General features: G+C 71.5%; 11 protein-coding genes and 2 pseudogenes. 10 read left to right on the top strand and 3 right to left on the bottom strand.

The annotated features are described in order from the left end of the window. The first annotated feature begins 154 nt into the window (after positions 1-154). From JHAT_RS14755 to fusA, 4 genes are all read left to right on the top strand, one after another. Entirely contained in the window at positions 155-1,387 is a 1,233-nt protein-coding gene (locus JHAT_RS14755) for a DNA sulfur modification protein DndB (protein WP_077798626.1), read from the top strand. 220 nt (positions 1,388-1,607) lie between these two features. Further along, positions 1,608-3,242: an RNase H family protein gene (locus JHAT_RS14760; protein ID WP_077798627.1), complete on the top strand. Its 1,635-nt coding sequence runs from the start codon at positions 1,608-1,610 to the stop codon at positions 3,240-3,242. 166 nt (positions 3,243-3,408) lie between these two features. Continuing rightward, positions 3,409-3,849 (top strand): DUF6461 domain-containing protein, encoded by a 441-nt coding sequence (locus JHAT_RS35265; protein WP_253195498.1) that lies wholly within the window; start codon positions 3,409-3,411, stop codon positions 3,847-3,849. A 194-nt stretch (positions 3,850-4,043) separates the two neighbouring features. Further along, a complete protein-coding gene (gene fusA, locus JHAT_RS14770) occupies positions 4,044-6,083 on the top strand; it encodes an elongation factor G (protein ID WP_077798628.1) in 2,040 nt (679 codons plus the stop codon). Between the two features lie 140 nt (positions 6,084-6,223). On the opposite strand, the gene JHAT_RS14775 is transcribed toward fusA, so the two are convergent. Further along, on the bottom strand, positions 6,224-8,017 hold the full coding sequence (locus tag JHAT_RS14775) for a coagulation factor 5/8 type domain-containing protein (RefSeq protein ID WP_077798629.1): 1,794 nt from the start codon (positions 8,015-8,017) through the stop codon (positions 6,224-6,226). 272 nt (positions 8,018-8,289) lie between these two features. On the opposite strand from JHAT_RS14775, the gene JHAT_RS14780 reads away from it, so the two are divergent. The 4 genes from JHAT_RS14780 to JHAT_RS14795 are packed head-to-tail and all read left to right on the top strand — an operon-like array spanning position 8,290 to position 12,855. Then, complete coding sequence (locus tag JHAT_RS14780; protein ID WP_077798630.1) at positions 8,290-9,606, top strand: sugar ABC transporter substrate-binding protein; 1,317 nt, start codon at positions 8,290-8,292, stop codon at positions 9,604-9,606. 14 nt (positions 9,607-9,620) lie between these two features. Continuing rightward, positions 9,621-10,610, top strand: coding sequence for a carbohydrate ABC transporter permease (locus tag JHAT_RS14785; protein WP_077798631.1), 990 nt, complete (start codon positions 9,621-9,623; stop codon positions 10,608-10,610). A 17-nt stretch (positions 10,611-10,627) separates the two neighbouring features. After that, complete coding sequence (locus JHAT_RS14790; RefSeq protein ID WP_077798632.1) at positions 10,628-11,467, top strand: carbohydrate ABC transporter permease; 840 nt, start codon at positions 10,628-10,630, stop codon at positions 11,465-11,467. A 29-nt stretch (positions 11,468-11,496) separates the two neighbouring features. Continuing rightward, positions 11,497-12,855, top strand: coding sequence for a GH1 family beta-glucosidase (locus JHAT_RS14795; protein WP_171990898.1), 1,359 nt, complete (start codon positions 11,497-11,499; stop codon positions 12,853-12,855). A 65-nt stretch (positions 12,856-12,920) separates the two neighbouring features. Here the strand turns inward: JHAT_RS14795 and JHAT_RS14800 are convergent, their stop codons facing one another. Further along, a complete protein-coding gene (locus tag JHAT_RS14800) occupies positions 12,921-13,376 on the bottom strand; it encodes a MarR family winged helix-turn-helix transcriptional regulator (RefSeq protein ID WP_077798634.1) in 456 nt (151 codons plus the stop codon). Between the two features lie 105 nt (positions 13,377-13,481). On the opposite strand from JHAT_RS14800, the gene JHAT_RS14805 reads away from it, so the two are divergent. Further along, positions 13,482-14,603, top strand: a complete 1,122-nt coding sequence (locus JHAT_RS14805) for a Gfo/Idh/MocA family protein (RefSeq protein ID WP_077798635.1) — start codon at positions 13,482-13,484, stop codon at positions 14,601-14,603. 116 nt (positions 14,604-14,719) lie between these two features. Here the strand turns inward: JHAT_RS14805 and JHAT_RS14810 are convergent. Next, a pseudogene (locus tag JHAT_RS14810) lies at positions 14,720-15,175 on the bottom strand (coagulation factor 5/8 type domain-containing protein); the annotation flags it as partial. Between JHAT_RS14810 and JHAT_RS14815 the strand changes: the two are divergent. Further along, positions 15,155-15,472 (top strand): annotated as a pseudogene (locus tag JHAT_RS14815) (discoidin domain-containing protein); the annotation flags it as partial. The pseudogenes JHAT_RS14810 and JHAT_RS14815 overlap by 21 nt on opposite strands. Positions 15,473-15,516 lie beyond the last annotated feature (44 nt).

The following is a 15,516-nucleotide window of genomic DNA, read 5'->3' on the forward strand; positions in this document are numbered from 1 at the left end:
CATGCCTCAGAGCACCCAGAGCACCAGAGCGCTCAGAGGACCCACAGCCTTCACAGCCCTCATCCACTCGTCCCGCGCCGCCCGGCGGGTCGCCGGGGCCACGAGGGATCCGAGGCGGGGCGACGGCCCATCGACCACAACTCAGGGGGGACCCATGCGTCTGACCATGCCGACCGGCACGCCGGAAGGAATCCCGCTCACCGTCATGCCGTTCCGCGAGGACGCGGTCATCGGCACCATGTCCCTCGCGTCACTGGTGCGGCTCGTGCCGTCGCCGCGTCAGGAGGAGGACCCGCGCGCCCTGAAGACCGCGTCCGGGCACGACCGGCGTCGCGCCGAGCTGCGCGCCACCGTGCAGCGGACGCTGAAGTCCCAGAAGGGCAAGAACATCCCGGACTACGCCGAGTACATCGCCACCGGCGTTCTCGGCAAGCACGGCTCCGCCTGGTCCACGCCCCCGATCACGCTCTGGCACCCGGGCGAGATCGCCGCGATGAGCGACGAACTGATCGCTGGTTCCGGGCTGCGGACGCTGACCGTCGCCCCGGACGCCATGGTGATCGCCATCGACGGTGAGACCCAGACCACCGCCTGGCACGACATCTACCGGGACCCGGAATCCTTCGGCCTCACCTACGACGAGCTCGGCCGACGGGTCCGCATCCCCTTCGAGCTCTACATCGGCATCTCCCCGGCGGACGCCCGCCAGATCTTCTACGACCGCAACGTCAAGGGCGTCGACGTCGCCAAGAACCTGGCCATGTCCATGGACCAGCGCGACCTGGCCACCCGCCTCGCCTACACGGTCGGCGAGAAGCTCGAGGTCGAGTCCGACGGGCGGCGGATGCCGTTCGCCAAGCTGGTCAACGCCGGCAAGCGGCAGCTCACCAAGACCGACAAGGAGGTGGTGACGCTCTCCGCGCTGCGGGCGCTGATCGTCACCACCGTCTTCGGCGCCAAGGGCGTGCAGTACTCGGCGGACAACGTCAACGAGGGCGATCTGCCCCCCAACACCGACGCCGACGAGGTGACGGCGGTGGTCGTCCGTCTCGTGTCCCGGTTGATCGAGGACCGTTTCCCGGACTTCGCCCGGCGCAGCGCGATCACCGCCCCGGCCGTGATGGCGGGCCTGGGTGTCCTGCTCCACCGCGCGACCCCGTGGTGCGCCCCTCACGACGCCATGGGCTACGACACGGTGGAGCGCCTGCTCGCCGACGTCCGCTGGGAGCGCGAGCCCGTCTACTGGGACGGCGTCTGCGCCAGTGTGGGCGCCACCGGGCGTCTCAACTTCAGCGGCGGTGTGAAGGACTCCGCCGGCCGTGTCGCGGGCGCGCTCCTCGACCCGTACAGCGAACTGGGCCGCAAGGTCCGAGGCGTGCGCGGCTGAACCCGCGCGTGTGGCAGGGGGCGTTGACGTCGGGGTCTCCTCGGCCGAGCCCCCGCGCCGTGCCGTCGCCGCCTCCGTTCGATGACGGCGCCCCTGACGGCGCCCCCGGCGGCGGCCGTCCCGGTGACCGGACCGCCGGGCTCGCTCGCACACCCACCCGAACGCACACCCCGTGCGGCCTCCACCCGCACCGGCCGCGACCTGCCTTGGGAGGACCACCGTGACGATCACACCACACCCCGAGCTGATCCGTCGTCTCGCCGACGACTTCACCGCCCTGCAGGATGCCGTTCTCACCGACATGAACGGCGTTTGCGCCCCGGAGATCGCCGCAGCCCTCGAGGACGCCGCCCTCGTCGGCCCCGTCACCGTCGTTCTCGCTCACACCGACGTACTCGCCCGCGGGGCCGTCCGGCGGGCGGAGCTGTCGCAGCAGCCCCCCGAGCGGCTGCGACACCTGCGTGCGCACGCACGCAGGGTGCGACGAGCCCGGTCCCAGGCCGAGGCCCGGTACAAGAAGGAACGGGCCCGGCGGATCGGCAGCCGCTCCCGGCCGCTGGACTCGCTGGAGCTCCGCGTGGCGCGGGTGGCCTTCAGACCGGCGTACGACGAGAGCCTGCGGCAGGAACTGCGGGGGAGAGGGCTGCCGGACGGAACACCCCAGGCGCCGGAAGGCGACCTGGTCCGCTGGGCCTGGGAGCGGGAGACGGGAGTCCGTCGGCTTCCCGCGCGGGTGCGTGAGCTGTGCGACGGCGACGACGAGGATTTCGTCCGCGCCCTCCTGCTCGACGCGCGCGAGGAGGAGAATCCGTACCTTCAGCACGACGCCGTGGTCGAGCGGTGGGCTCGTCACACCCGCACCGCCCTGGCCTGGGGCCGCTACGCGATCGGACAGGCCGAACGGGAGGCAGCCGCGTGCGCTCCCGCCGTACGGCGGACGCGACTGGAGGCACTTGACGACGCCTACCAGGACGCCGCCGTTCTCGCCGCCCGCTGCCGCGAAGCACAGCTACGGACGACGGACCTCCACGACCGCATGCAGACCGCTGTGGTGACGGGACCCGGAGGGGAACTCGTCGGCGAGTGCCGCGCCGCGGCCCTGGCACGTTTCGCGGAGGCCCAGCCCGAGGCGTGGCACCGCGTACGCGAACTGACCACACGGCACCGGGTGGACTGCCCGGAGCAGGCCGACGGCTGCCCGCACTGCCACCACGCTCTTGCCACCGTGCTCGCCGACTCCCTGCCCGACGGCACGGACGAGGACGACGACGCGGGGCGTCCGGACGAGGACGTCGACGTCACCTACGGGGACCGCTACGCCCTGCTCACCGACCTCCCCGACTCCGCCGTCGTGGCCGTCGCCGACGCCGCGGCCGGAGGCGACTCCGCGCTGTGCGGTTACGGCTGGGCCGCCGAGGACGGGGCCACCGGCCACGGCGACTCCCTGGCCTCGAGCAGCGGGGAGGCCGAGGTCATCGGAGTCTGCGCCGCCGCCCTCAGCCTCCTCGATCACCACGAGGACGCGCCCGTCGTCGTCCTGTGCGACAGCGTCCAGGCGGTCAAGGCGGTCGACACCGCCCTCGGCTCGGGCGACGCCGAAACCGCTCGCCGTGTTCTCGTCTTCCCCGAGGGCCGCGAGCTGCTGCACCGCTTGGTACGCCATCGCCACCGCGTCCAGGTGCGCTGGCTGAAGGGACACGTCGGGCACGAGCTCAACGAAGCCGCGGACGCCTTGGCCCGCTTCGCGTTCCGCCGCGTGACCGGCCGCATACCTTCCGGTGCGGTTCGACGGGAGGAAACGCGAATCCTCCGCTCGCTCGGCCGGGAACCCGGCCCCCTCGCGGCCGCGGCCTGAGTGCGCGCGGTTGTGCTTTCGTGCGCACGGGCTGGCCGCAAAATGTCTCTTGAAGCTCGTGACACGATCATGTTGCTGGCACGGACTGGGTGCAGCCCGAGTCCCGGCTCCAGTGATGAGAACCGGCATGTCGGCATTGTCAGAAGCGTCAGGCACACTGCGCCGTATGGACTTGGTGACCGCACACGACTACGCCTGGATCCGCACGTCGCCGCTCTTCCGCCACATGAGGGAGAGCGGCTACACCTTGACACTGATTCGGGGGCGGAGCCCGCAGGAGGTGCTGCAGGCGATGGAGGCGGAACCGCGCGGCACCGGGGAGTGGACCGGCCTGGTCATCGACATCACCGATGCCCACGGAGAGCGTCTGTACAAGGAATGGACCTACGAGGAGATCGCGGCGGCTTCCGACCGCGGACGGGTGTCGGTGCCCGCCCGCGTACCGGTCCGCGGAAATTCCGTGGCTCCGCCCACGCACTCCTCCCTACACTCACCAACCGGCAAGCACACGCGGTCCCGTCGGGGCCGCGCATCCGCGACCAGTGAGGGGAGACCGCCGTGCGTGACCGCACCGCCGTCGTCGCTCCCCGTTCCCGGTACACGGTGATCCTGGTGTCCCGGACCCTCCGGTGCCCGCTGCGCGGCCGGTACCGGATGCCCGTGACGTCCGCCTGAACCACGCTCCGCCGCATCCCGCCGACCCCCTGTGAGGGCGTCGGCGGGACGCGACGTGCGCTCGGCGCGCGTCCGGGGAATCGCGCTGCCCGTTTACGGACCGTCCATCCGAAAGGCCACGCGGCCATGCGCAGCACCCCTCTCACCACCGTCCGCAACCTCGGCATCCTCGCCCACGTCGACGCGGGCAAGACCACCGTCACCGAGCGGATCCTCTACGCCACCGGCACCACCCACAAGCGCGGCGAGGTCCACGACGGCACGACCGTCACCGACTTCGACCCGCAGGAGCGCGACCGCGGCATCACCATCTTCGCCGCGGCCGTCAGCTGCTCCTGGGACGGTCACCGGATCAACCTGATCGACACTCCGGGGCACGTCGACTTCGCCGACGAGGTGGAGCGCTCCCTGCGCGTGCTGGACGGCGCGGTCGCCGTGTTCGACGCCGTCGCCGGCGTGGAGCCGCAGAGCGAGTCCGTGTGGCGGCAGGCCGACCGGCACGGCGTGCCAAGGATCGCGTTCGTCAACAAGATGGACCGGGCCGGCGCCGACCTGGACGCGGCCGTCACCTCCCTCCGCGAACGGCTCCACCCGGCGCCCCTGGCCGTGCAGGTGCCCATCGGCGCGGAGGACGGCTTCACCGGCGTCGTCGACCTGCTGCGCATGCGCGCGCTGGTGTGGGCGGACGGCGCGCAGGCGCCCGAGGAACGACCGGTGCCGGACGCCCTGCGCGCGGAGGCGGCACACCGGCGGCGGGCGCTGGAGGAGGCCGTGGCCGAACGTCACCCGGCCGCGCTGGAGGAGTTCTGCGACCGGGAGACGCTGAGCACCGCCACCCTCGCCGCGGCGCTGCGCGACCTGACCCGTGCCGGCGACGCCGTGGTCGTGCTGTGCGGCTCGGCGTACCGCAACCGCGGCATCGAGCCCCTGCTGGACGCCGTGGTGGCCTACCTGCCGTCCCCGGCGGACGTGCCCCCGGTGCGCGGCACGCACGACGGCACGGAGCAGGAGCGGGCCGCCGATCCGGCCGCACCGCTGGCCGCGCTGGCGTTCAAGGTCAACGCGACCCCGACGGGGCGGCTGACGTATCTGAGGCTGTACTCGGGCACGATCGAGAAGGGGGACACCGTGTGGGACGCGGGCACGAACCGCACCGAGCGCATCGGCCGCATCCTGCGCGTGCGGGCCGACCGGCACGACCCGCTGGAGCGGGCGGTCGCCGGGGACATCGTCGCCGTGGTCGGGCTGAAGTCCGCCCGCGCCGGCTCGACCCTGTGCGCGCCGGGCGCCCCGATCGTCCTGGAGCCCCCGGGCGTGGCCGAACCGGTCGTGCACGTCGCCGTCGAGGCCCGCCGGTCCGCCGACACCGACCGGCTGGCCACCGCGCTGGCCCGGCTCACCGAGGAGGACCCCTCGCTGGCCGTGCGGAGCGACCCGGAGACCGGGCAGACCGTGCTGTCCGGCATGGGCGAACTGCACCTGGAGGTCGCGGTGGAACGCGTCCGGCGCGAGTACGGCGTCGAGGTCGCCGTGGGCCGCCCGGGTGTGGCGTACCGCGAGACGGTCAGCGGGGGCGTGACCGGCTTCGTCTTCCGGCACGTCAAACAGGACGGCGGGGCCGGGCAGTTCGCGCACGTCGTGCTGGACGTCGAACCGTGGGACGAGGGCGGCTTCGTGTTCCGGTCGGCGGTCGTCGGCGGGCGCGTGCCGCAGGAGTTCGTCCGGGCCGTCGAGGCCGGCTGCCGGGACGCGCTCGCCGAGGGGCCGCTGGGCGGTCACCCGGTGACCGGGCTCCGCGTCACGCTCACCGACGGGTCGACCCATGTGAAGGACTCCTCGGACACCGCGTTCCGCACCGCCGGCCGGTTCGGACTGCGGGACGCCCTGCGGGCCTGCGCGATGGTGCTGCTGGAACCGGTCGTCGAGGTCACGGCCACCGTGCCCGAGGACGCGGTGGGCGGGGTGCTCGGTGATCTGGCCGCCCGCCGCGGCCGGGTGACCGGCTCCGTCACCCGGTCCGGTGCGACGGTCGTCACCGCGACGGTGCCGCTGGCCGAACTGTTCGGCTACGCGACCCGGTTGCGCAGCCGCACCCAGGGCCGCGGCACCTTCACCGCCCGGCCCACCGGTTACGCCCCCGCACCGGCCCCCGCGCCCGCGCGGTGAGCGGTGAGCGGTGAGGCGTGACGGCGGCCCCTCCCACGACCCGGCCGGGAGGGGCCGCCACCGCCGCCACCGTCACCGCCGCCGCACGAGCACACCCGGACCGTCGGCGCCGGTCACGGGCGTGCCCGCCGGTGCCGGGATCAGGGGTACTGCGCGACCTTCGACGGCACGGTGTCCGTCCCGGACGTCGGGGCGCCGGTGTCGTTGATGACGTGTTCGTACTGTCCGTGTCCGCTCAGTGAGACGACCAGCAGGCCGTGGAAGCGCACGCCGGGCCGGTTCGGTGCGGCGAAGCCGTGGTGCTGGACGATGGAGGGGTTCACGTTGTAGTAGCAGTAGCTGCCCATGCCCCAGCCCTCGTGGGTGGTGACGTGGTCGGCGACCTTGTAGGCGGCGTATCCCTTGACCGGGCCGTTCTGGATGGCGGCCTGGTCGGGGGCGTCGTAGGCCTTCTCGTTCTGGAAGAAGACCGTGCGGCCGCGTTCGCCGTTCCATTGCACGTCGTACTTGTTGAAGTGCTCGACGAACAGTCCGGTGGCCAGGACGTCGTGGCCGTTGACGACGACGCCGTAGTCGCAGCGGTTGGTCTCCCAGCCGACGCCGTCGCCGTGGTCGGCGCGCCAGACCCAGGTGTGGTCGACGATGGTGTGCCGGGCGTTGATCGCCATGGCGGTGGTGGCCCGGCCGGGGCCGGCCCCGCCGATCCGGATGAAGACGTCCTGCACGGTGATGGGGTTGGTCGAGTGGTTCCGGGAGGCGCCCTGCGGGCCGACCTCCAGCAGGACGGGCGAGTTGACCGGTCCGGCGTCGACCAGGAAGCCGGCCAGCCGTACGCCGTCCACGTCGGCGACCTTCAGGGCGGTGACACCGTGGTCGGGGACCAGGGTGGCGTAGCCGAGGCCCAGGACGACCGTGCCGGGGCGGTTCACCCTCACCGGCCGGTCGACGTGGTAGATGCCCGGGGTGAGCAGCAGGTGGAGGCCCTGCTCGAGCGCCTGGTTGAGGGTGGCGGCCGAGTCGCCGGGCCTGGCGACGTAGAAGCGCTCCAGCGGCAGGGAGGTGCCGCGCGGGGTGCCGTTGCCCCAGGTGACGCCGCGGGAGCCGGTCCGCAGGGCGGGCAGGAAGACACGGTACCGGTCGCCGTCGAGGTACAGGAACGGCTTCTCGCGGGAGCGGGGTGTCCGGTCGAGGGTGGTGTAGGGCGGGTCGGGGAAGCTCTGGGCGGGGGCGCCCTCGACTCCCGAGAACACCATGTTCCACACGGCGTTGGTCCAGCCGCCGACCGTGCTGTCCCGGGTGTACCACTGCTGCTGTGAGTACGGTCCGACCGTGCCGTCGATGCGGCTGTCGGCGATGTAGCCGCCGCTGGCCCAGCCGTAGCCGGACGGTGCGAGGTCGAGGCCGCCGCGGACGTGCATGCGGCGGAAGGGTGCGGCCTGTGCGACCGCCCACCGGTTGGTGCCGTTGACGGGGACGAGGGCGAGGTTCTCCGCCGAGCGCCAGAAGTTCTGGGTGGCGTTGCCGTCGAACCAGCCGGCGTCGACGGTGACGTCGCCGTTGATGGTGGTGTCGTCGGGGGAGAGGCCGAGTCCGGAGATGGAGGTGTAGAAGCCGATCTGGGCGGTGAGGCCGTGGTAGGTGCCCGGTTTGAACAGCAGTTGGTAGCGGCCGGTGCCGAACTGGGCCGATTCCTGCTGCCGGAAGACCTCGTCCAGCCGGGCCTGGATGCCGGGCGTGGACGGGTCGAAGACGATCACGTTCGGACCAAGGTCGCCACCGCCCTTCAGCCGGTGCGGTTTCCGGTGCCTCGCCGCGGGCGCGGCGGAGGCCGCCGAGGGCAGTCCGGCCAGGACCGGGGCGGCGGCCGCGGCGCCGAGCAGGGTGCGGCGGCCGATGGCCGATGGCCGGGAGGACGACGGGGAGTCGGACGTCATGGGGCGGCTCTCCTGGTTCAGGAAGTGAACGGCGTGGGGTGCTGGGAGCGCTCTCTCGACGCTGAATGGTTCATCCCCGGAACAGATGAGTCAAGGGGTGCGGCGAGAGTGCGGTGAGAGGGGGGCGAGTCCGTCGAAACCCTTGACGTTCTGCCGTGAGAAGGTTTAACTCACGTCCTAAATTAAGTGGTGATGCGCTGCCTCCGCGTGGAGGCGGCCGCCTTCGTGCAAGGGCGTCACCCCCTGCACCCCGGAAAGGGACATCAGGAGCCATGCGCAGTATCCGAGCCGCGGCCACAGGCGCCGTCATCCTGTCTCTCGCACTCGCCGCCTCGGCCTGCGGAGGCGGATCGAGCACGGGCGGCGGGTCCAACGACTCGCCGAAGGAACTGACCTACTGGGCCTCCAACCAGGGCGCCAGCATCGAGGTCGACAAGAAGGTCCTCCAGCCCGAGCTCGACAAGTTCGAGAAGCAGACCGGCATCAAGGTGAAGCTGGAGGTGGTGCCCTGGTCCGACCTGCTCAACCGGATCCTCACCGCCACCACCTCCGGCCAGGGCCCGGACGTGCTGAACATCGGCAACACCTGGTCCGCCTCCCTCCAGGCCACCGGCGCCCTGCTGCCCTGGGACGCGAAGAACTTCGACAAGATCGGCGGCAAGGACCGCTTCGTCGACTCCGCGCTCGGCTCCACCGGCGTCCAGGGCCAGGACCCGGCGGCGGTCCCGCTGTACTCGATGGCCTACGCGCTCTACTACAACAAGCAGATGTTCGCCGACGCCGGCATCGACGGTCCGCCGGCCACCTGGGACGAGCTGGTCGCCGACGGCAAGAAGCTGTCGAAGGACGGCAAGTGGGGCATAGGCATGGAGGGCTCGAACCCCTCCGAGAACATCCACCACGCCTTCGTCTTCGCCAAGCAGCACGGCGCCGACTTCTTCACCGCCGACGGCAAGGCCGACTTCACCAACGACGGCGTGGTCACCGCGGTCAAGCAGTACGTCGACCTCATGGCCGAGGACAAGGTCATCGCCCCGGGCAACGCCGAGTACGCCCAGAACCAGTCGGTCAGCGACTTCGCCAAGGGCAAGACCGGCATGCTGCTGTGGCAGTCCGCCTCCGCCAACCTCAAGTCCCAGGGCATGAGCGAGGACGCCTACGGCATCGCCCCCGTGCCCGTGCAGTCCGGCACCCCCGGCGCCGGCAAGCAGGTCAACTCGATGGTCGCCGGCATCAACCTCGCCGTCTTCAAGAACACCGACAACCTCGACGGCGCCACGCAGTTCGTGAAGTTCATGACCAGCGACGCCGAGCAGAAGATCCTCAACACGGCGTACAGCTCCATCCCGCCGGTCAAGGCCGCCCAGGAGGACGCCGCCTTCACCTCCCCGGCCAACGCCGTACTGAAGGACACCCTCGCCAAGAGCGCCGTCGCCCTGCCGCAGGTGCCGGACGAGTCCCAGTTCGAGACCGCCGTCGGCACGGCCATCAAGGAACTGTTCGCCGACGCCGCCGCCGGACGCGAGGTGACCACCGACTCGGTCAAGGCCGCGCTCACCAAGGCGCAGCAGCAGATGCCCAAGAAGTGAGTCCCGACACCGCCATGACTGCCACTGCACCCGCAGCGCAGGCCACCGTGCGGAAGAGCTCCCCCGGCGCGGCGCGCGACCCCCGCCGCCGCCCCGGGCGGATCCGCCGCATCGGACTGCCCTACCTGCTCCTCCTGCCCGCCCTGCTCCTCGAACTCCTCGTCCACCTCGTGCCGATGGTCATCGGCGTCGTGATGAGCTTCAAGGAACTCACCCAGTTCTACATCCGCGACTGGAGCACCGCGCCCTGGGCTGGCTTCGACAACTACTCGGTGTCGGTGGACTTCGACGCCCCCGTCGGCAAGGCCCTGCTCCACTCGTTCCTCGTCACCATCGCCTTCACCCTGCTCTCCGTCGGCCTGTGCTGGCTGATCGGCACGGCGGCGGCCGTCTTCATGCAGGACGCCTTCCGCGGCCGCGGCCTGCTGCGCGCCCTGTTCCTGGTCCCGTACGCCCTGCCGGTCTACGCGGCCGTCATCACCTGGGTGTTCATGTTCCAGCACGACAACGGCCTGGTGAACCACGTCCTGCACGACCAGCTCGGCCTCACCGACGAGCCGTCGTTCTGGCTGATCGGCGACAACAGCTTCGTCGCGCTGCTGGTCGTCTCGGTGTGGAAGGGCTGGCCGTTCGCCTTCCTCATCGTGATGGCCGGCCTGCAGAACATCCCGCGCGAGCTGTACGAGGCCGCCGCCCTCGACGGCGCCGGAATGCTCCAGCAGATCCGCCGCATCACCCTGCCGTCGCTCCGCCCGGTCAACCAGGTCCTGGTCCTGGTGCTGTTCCTGTGGACGTTCAACGACTTCAACACCCCGTACGTCATGTTCGGCAAGACCGCCCCCGAGGCCGCCGACCTCATCTCGGTCCACATCTACCAGGCGTCCTTCGTCACCTGGAACTTCGGCACCGGCGCCGCGATGTCGGTCCTGCTCCTGCTCTTCCTGCTCCTCGTCACGGGCGTCTACCTCGCCCTCACCTCGCGCGGACGGAGGACCGCCTCATGAGCTCGCCCCGGTCCCCGATGGCCCCGTCCCGCTCCTTCCTGTGGTCCCGGCGGGTCTTCCTGACCCTGCTCACCGGCTTCGTGCTGGTCCCGGTCTACGTGATGGTCTCCAGCTCGCTGAAGCCGCTCGCCGACGTCACCGGCAAGTTCCGCTGGCTGCCGACCGAGCTGACGATCCGCCCGTACATCGACATCTGGTCCACGGTGCCGCTCGGCCGCTACTTCGTGAACTCGCTGATCGTGGCGGGTGCGGCGACCGTCTGCTCGGTGGTGATCGCGGTGTTCTCCGCGTACGCCGTCAGCCGTTACGACTTCCGCGGCAAGCGCGTCTTCACGGTGACCGTGCTGTCGACGCAGATGTTCCCGGGCATCCTGTTCCTGCTGCCGCTGTTCCTCATCTACGTCAACATCGGCAACGCCACCGGCATCGCCCTGTTCGGCTCGCGCGGCGGCCTGATCCTGACGTACCTGACCTTCTCCCTGCCGTTCTCCATCTGGATGCTGATCGGCTACTTCGACTCGGTCCCCAAGGACCTCGACGAGGCGGCCGAGGTGGACGGCTGCGGGCCGCTCGGCGCGCTGTTCCGCGTCGTCGTCCCGGCGGCCGTCCCCGGCATCGTCGCGGTCGCCGTCTACGCCTTCATGACCGCCTGGGGCGAAGTCCTCTTCGCGTCCGTGATGACCAACGACACCACCCGCACCCTCGCCGTCGGCCTCCAGGGCTACTCCACCCTCAACGACGTGTACTGGAACCAGATCATGGCCGCATCGCTCGTGGTGAGCGTGCCCGTGGTCGCCGGCTTCCTGCTGCTGCAGCGCTACCTCGTCGCAGGCCTGACGGCGGGAGCCGTCAAGTGACCGGCTCTCCCGCTCCCGAAAGGACTTCCGTGACCATCGACTACGCCGCCCTCCCCGACGACTTCCTGTGGGGCACGGCCACCTCGGCGTACCAGATCGAGGGGGCCGTGGCGGAGGACGGCCGTTCCCCGTCGATCTGGGACACCTTCTCGCACACCCCGGGGAGGATCGACAACGACGACCACGGCGACGTCGCCTGCGACCACTACCACCGCTGGCGCGAGGACATCGACCTGATGCGCCGCCTCGGCACCAACGCCTACCGCCTCTCCGTCGCCTGGCCGCGCGTCGTGCCGGGCGGCGACGGCCCGGTGAACGACAAGGGCCTGGCCTTCTACGACCGGCTGGTCGACGGCCTGCTCGAGGCCGGCATCACCCCGTCGGTCACCCTCTACCACTGGGACCTGCCCCAGGTCCTCCAGGACCGCGGCGGCTGGCCCGAGCGCGACACCGCCGAGCACTTCGCCGCGTACGCCTCCGCGGTCGCCGAACGCCTCGGCGACCGCGTGAGCCACTGGGCGACCCTCAACGAGCCCCTGTGCTCGGCCTGGATCGGCCACCTCGAGGGCAAGATGGCCCCGGGCTGGACGGACCTGACGGCAGCGGTCCGCGCCTCCTACCACCTCCTGCTCGGCCACGGTCTGGCCGCCCGCGCCATCCGCGCCGCGGCCCCCGACGCCCAGGTCGGCATCGTCAACAACCTCTCCACCATCCACGCCGCGAGCGACCGCCCCGAGGACCGGGCGGCGGCGGTCCGCATGGACGGCCACACCAACCGCTGGTGGCTGGACCCCGTGCACGGCCGGGGCTTCCCGGAGGACATGCGCGAGGTCTACGGCGTCGAACTCCCGGAGAAGCAGGGCGACCTGGAGACCATCGCGGCCCCGCTCGACTGGCTCGGCCTGAACTACTACTTCCCGCAGGTGGTGGCCGACGACCCGGACGGCCCCGCCCCCCGCGCCGCGTTCGTGCGCCGGGACGGCGTACCGCGCACCGGCATGGACTGGGAGATCGACGCGAGCGGCATCGAGACCCTGCTGCTGCGCCTGACGAACGAGTACGGCGCCCGCAAGCTCTACGTCACCGAGAACGGCTCCGCCTTCCCGGACGTCGTCCGCCCCGACGGCACCGTCGACGACCCGGAGCGCCAGGACTACCTGACCCGTCACCTGGCCGCCTGCGCCGACGCCGCCCGCAAGGGCGCCCCGCTGGCCGGCTACTTCGCCTGGTCGCTGCTGGACAACTTCGAATGGGCGTACGGCTACGACAAGCGCTTCGGCCTCGTCCACGTCGACTACGACACCCAGGTCCGCACGATCAAGGGCTCCGGCCACCGGTACGCGGACATCATCCGCGGCCACGGCGACCCCGCGCGGCGGGCGGCCTGACACACCCACGTCACCGGTGGGCGCGGGCGAACGGCCCGCGCTCACCGGTGACGTGGTCCGGGCGACTACAACCGGCGGAGCACAGAGCTCAGCGTCTCGATCTCCCGCGCGGAGAGCTTGTCGGTGAAGTGGCGGCGCACGGCGGCCTCCAGGCCGGGGTGCACGGAGGCGACGGCCCGACGCCCGGCGTCGGTGAGGACGACGGTGACACCGGCGGCGCGTTCGCGGGTGACGAGGCCGCGCTTGTCCATGCGGGTGAGCTGGTGGGAGACGCGGGTGCGGTCCCAGCCGAGCGACGCGGCGAGCTCGCTCTGGCGCAGGGCGCCCCCGGCCTTGTTGAGGTCGACCAGGATCGTCAGGTCCGGCTCGGACAGGCCCGCCGCCTCGGCGGTGTCCGCGATCACGCGGGCACGCACGACCTCGTGGGCGCGCTTGAAGGCGGACCAGAGGTCGACGGGCCCCGGTGCGGTGCCCCCCGTGGACTCGTCCGGGCCGGTGGCCCCGCCGCCAGGTGTTGACATGTCAACACTCCCTTCCTAGTGTTGAGATGTCAACACTAACAGGCGGCCGCTCCCTCGCCCGCCTGTGAGTGCGTCGGGACGTCCACGCGAAGAAGGCTGCGAGTCATGAACACATCCGCATCACCGCTCGCCGAACTGGCCCGGTCCGGAAAACCGATCGGAGTGGGCATCATCGGACTCGGCGCCCGGGGGAGCTGGGCCCAGCGCTCCCACCTGCCGGCCCTGCGCGCCCTCCCGGGCTACGAACTGAGGGCGCTGAGCACGAGCTCGAAGCGGTCGGCGGAACTCTCCGGACACACCCACGGCGTGCCCCGCACCTTCGGGACCGCGGCCGAGCTGGCCGCCTGCGACGACGTGGACCTCGTGGTCGTGGCGGTCAAGGTGCCGCACCACCGGGAGCTGGTGACCGCGGCGCTGGACGCCGGCAAGGGCGTGCTGTGCGAATGGCCGCTGGGCAACGGGCTCGCGGAGGCCGAGGACATGGCCCGGCTGGCGCGCGACCGCTCCGTGCCGACCGCCGTCGGACTCCAGGCGCGGTCGCACCCGGTCCTCGCCCACATGCGGGATCTCGTGGCCGACGGATACGTGGGGGAGGTGCTGTCGACGACGGTCGTCGGATCCGGCGGCGCCTGGGGCGCCACCGTCGGTCCCGGCGACCACTACGTGCTCGACGCCGCCAACGGCGCGACACTGCTGACCGTTCCGTTCGGCCACGCCCTCGACGGGCTCGCGTCCGTGCTGGGGGAGCCCGAGGAACTGCGGATCCACCTGGCGTCGCGCCGTACGTCGGCCGTGGACACCGAGAGCGGACGGCCCGTGCCCATGACCGCCGCCGACCAGGTGGTGGCCTCGGGGCGGCTGCCCGGCGGCGCGGTGGTCACCTTCCACTACCGCGGAGGCATGTCCCGGGGCACCAACTTCCGCTGGGAGATCAACGGCACCGAGGGCGACCTCGTCCTCACCGCCCCGGTCGGCCACCCCCAGCTCAGCCCGCTCACCCTGGAGGGCGGCCGCGGAACGTCCACCGGCCTCGCCCCCCTCACGGTGCCGGAACGGTACCTCCGCGTCCCGCACCTGGACCCGCGCGCCGACGCGCCGGCCTACGCGGTCGCCCACGCCTACCGGCAGTTCCTGGACGACCTGCGCGAGGGCACCTCGCACGTCCCCGACTTCGCCCACGGCGCCGCCCGGCACCGCAGCATCGCCTCCACCACGACGAGCACCTGACCGGACGCGACCCCGGCCCACCGGGCCACTGCGCCGCGTCCACCGTGTATGCCGTCATGTACGGAGGTGTTGCCCGTCACGGACTGTCGACACGACCCGCGGACGGATGCGAGGCGAGGTACCCCCGTCCCCCCGGACGTGGGCGCCCCCGTCTCGTTGATGACGTGTTCGTACTGTCCGTGCCCGCTCAGTGAGACGACCAGCAGGCCGTGGAAGCGCACGCCGGGCCGGTTCGGTGCGGCGAAGCCGTGGTGCTGGACGATGGAGGGGTTCACGTTGTAGTAGCAGTAGCTGCCCATGCCCCAGCCCTCGTGGGTGGTGACGTGGTCGGCGACCTTGTAGGCGGCGTATCCCTTGACCGGGCCGTTCTGGATGGCGGCCTGGTCGGGGGCGTCGTAGGCCTTCTCGTTCTGGAAGAGGACCGTGCGGCCGCGTTCGCCGTTCCATTGCACGTCGTACTTGTTGAAGTGCTCGACGAACAGTCCGGTGGCCAGGACGTCGTCGCCGTTGACGACGACGCCGTAGTCGCAGCGGTTGGTCTCCCAGCCGACGCCGACGCCGTGGACGGCGACCCGAACACCCGCTGGGCCAGCGACTGGAGCGACCCGCAGTGGCTGCGGGTGGACCTCGGCACCCGCACCACCTTCCGCCACGTGCAGCTGCACTGGGAGACCTCCTACGCCAGGGCCTACACCGTCCAGACCTCCGACGACGGCACGAACTGGCGGACCGTGCGCACGGTGACCGACGGCAACGGCGGCGTCGACGACCTCGACGTGACCGGCACCGGCCGCTACGTCCGCGTCAACGGCACCGCACGCGGCACCGGCTACGGCTGCTCGCTGTACGAGTTCGGCGTCTACACCTGACCTGCGCCGGATACCGCTAGGGTGACGACTAGGGTGACGACCTG

This window comes from Streptomyces sp. JHA26 (genome assembly GCF_002005565.1).
Taxonomy (GTDB): Bacteria; Actinomycetota; Actinomycetes; order Streptomycetales; family Streptomycetaceae; genus Streptomyces.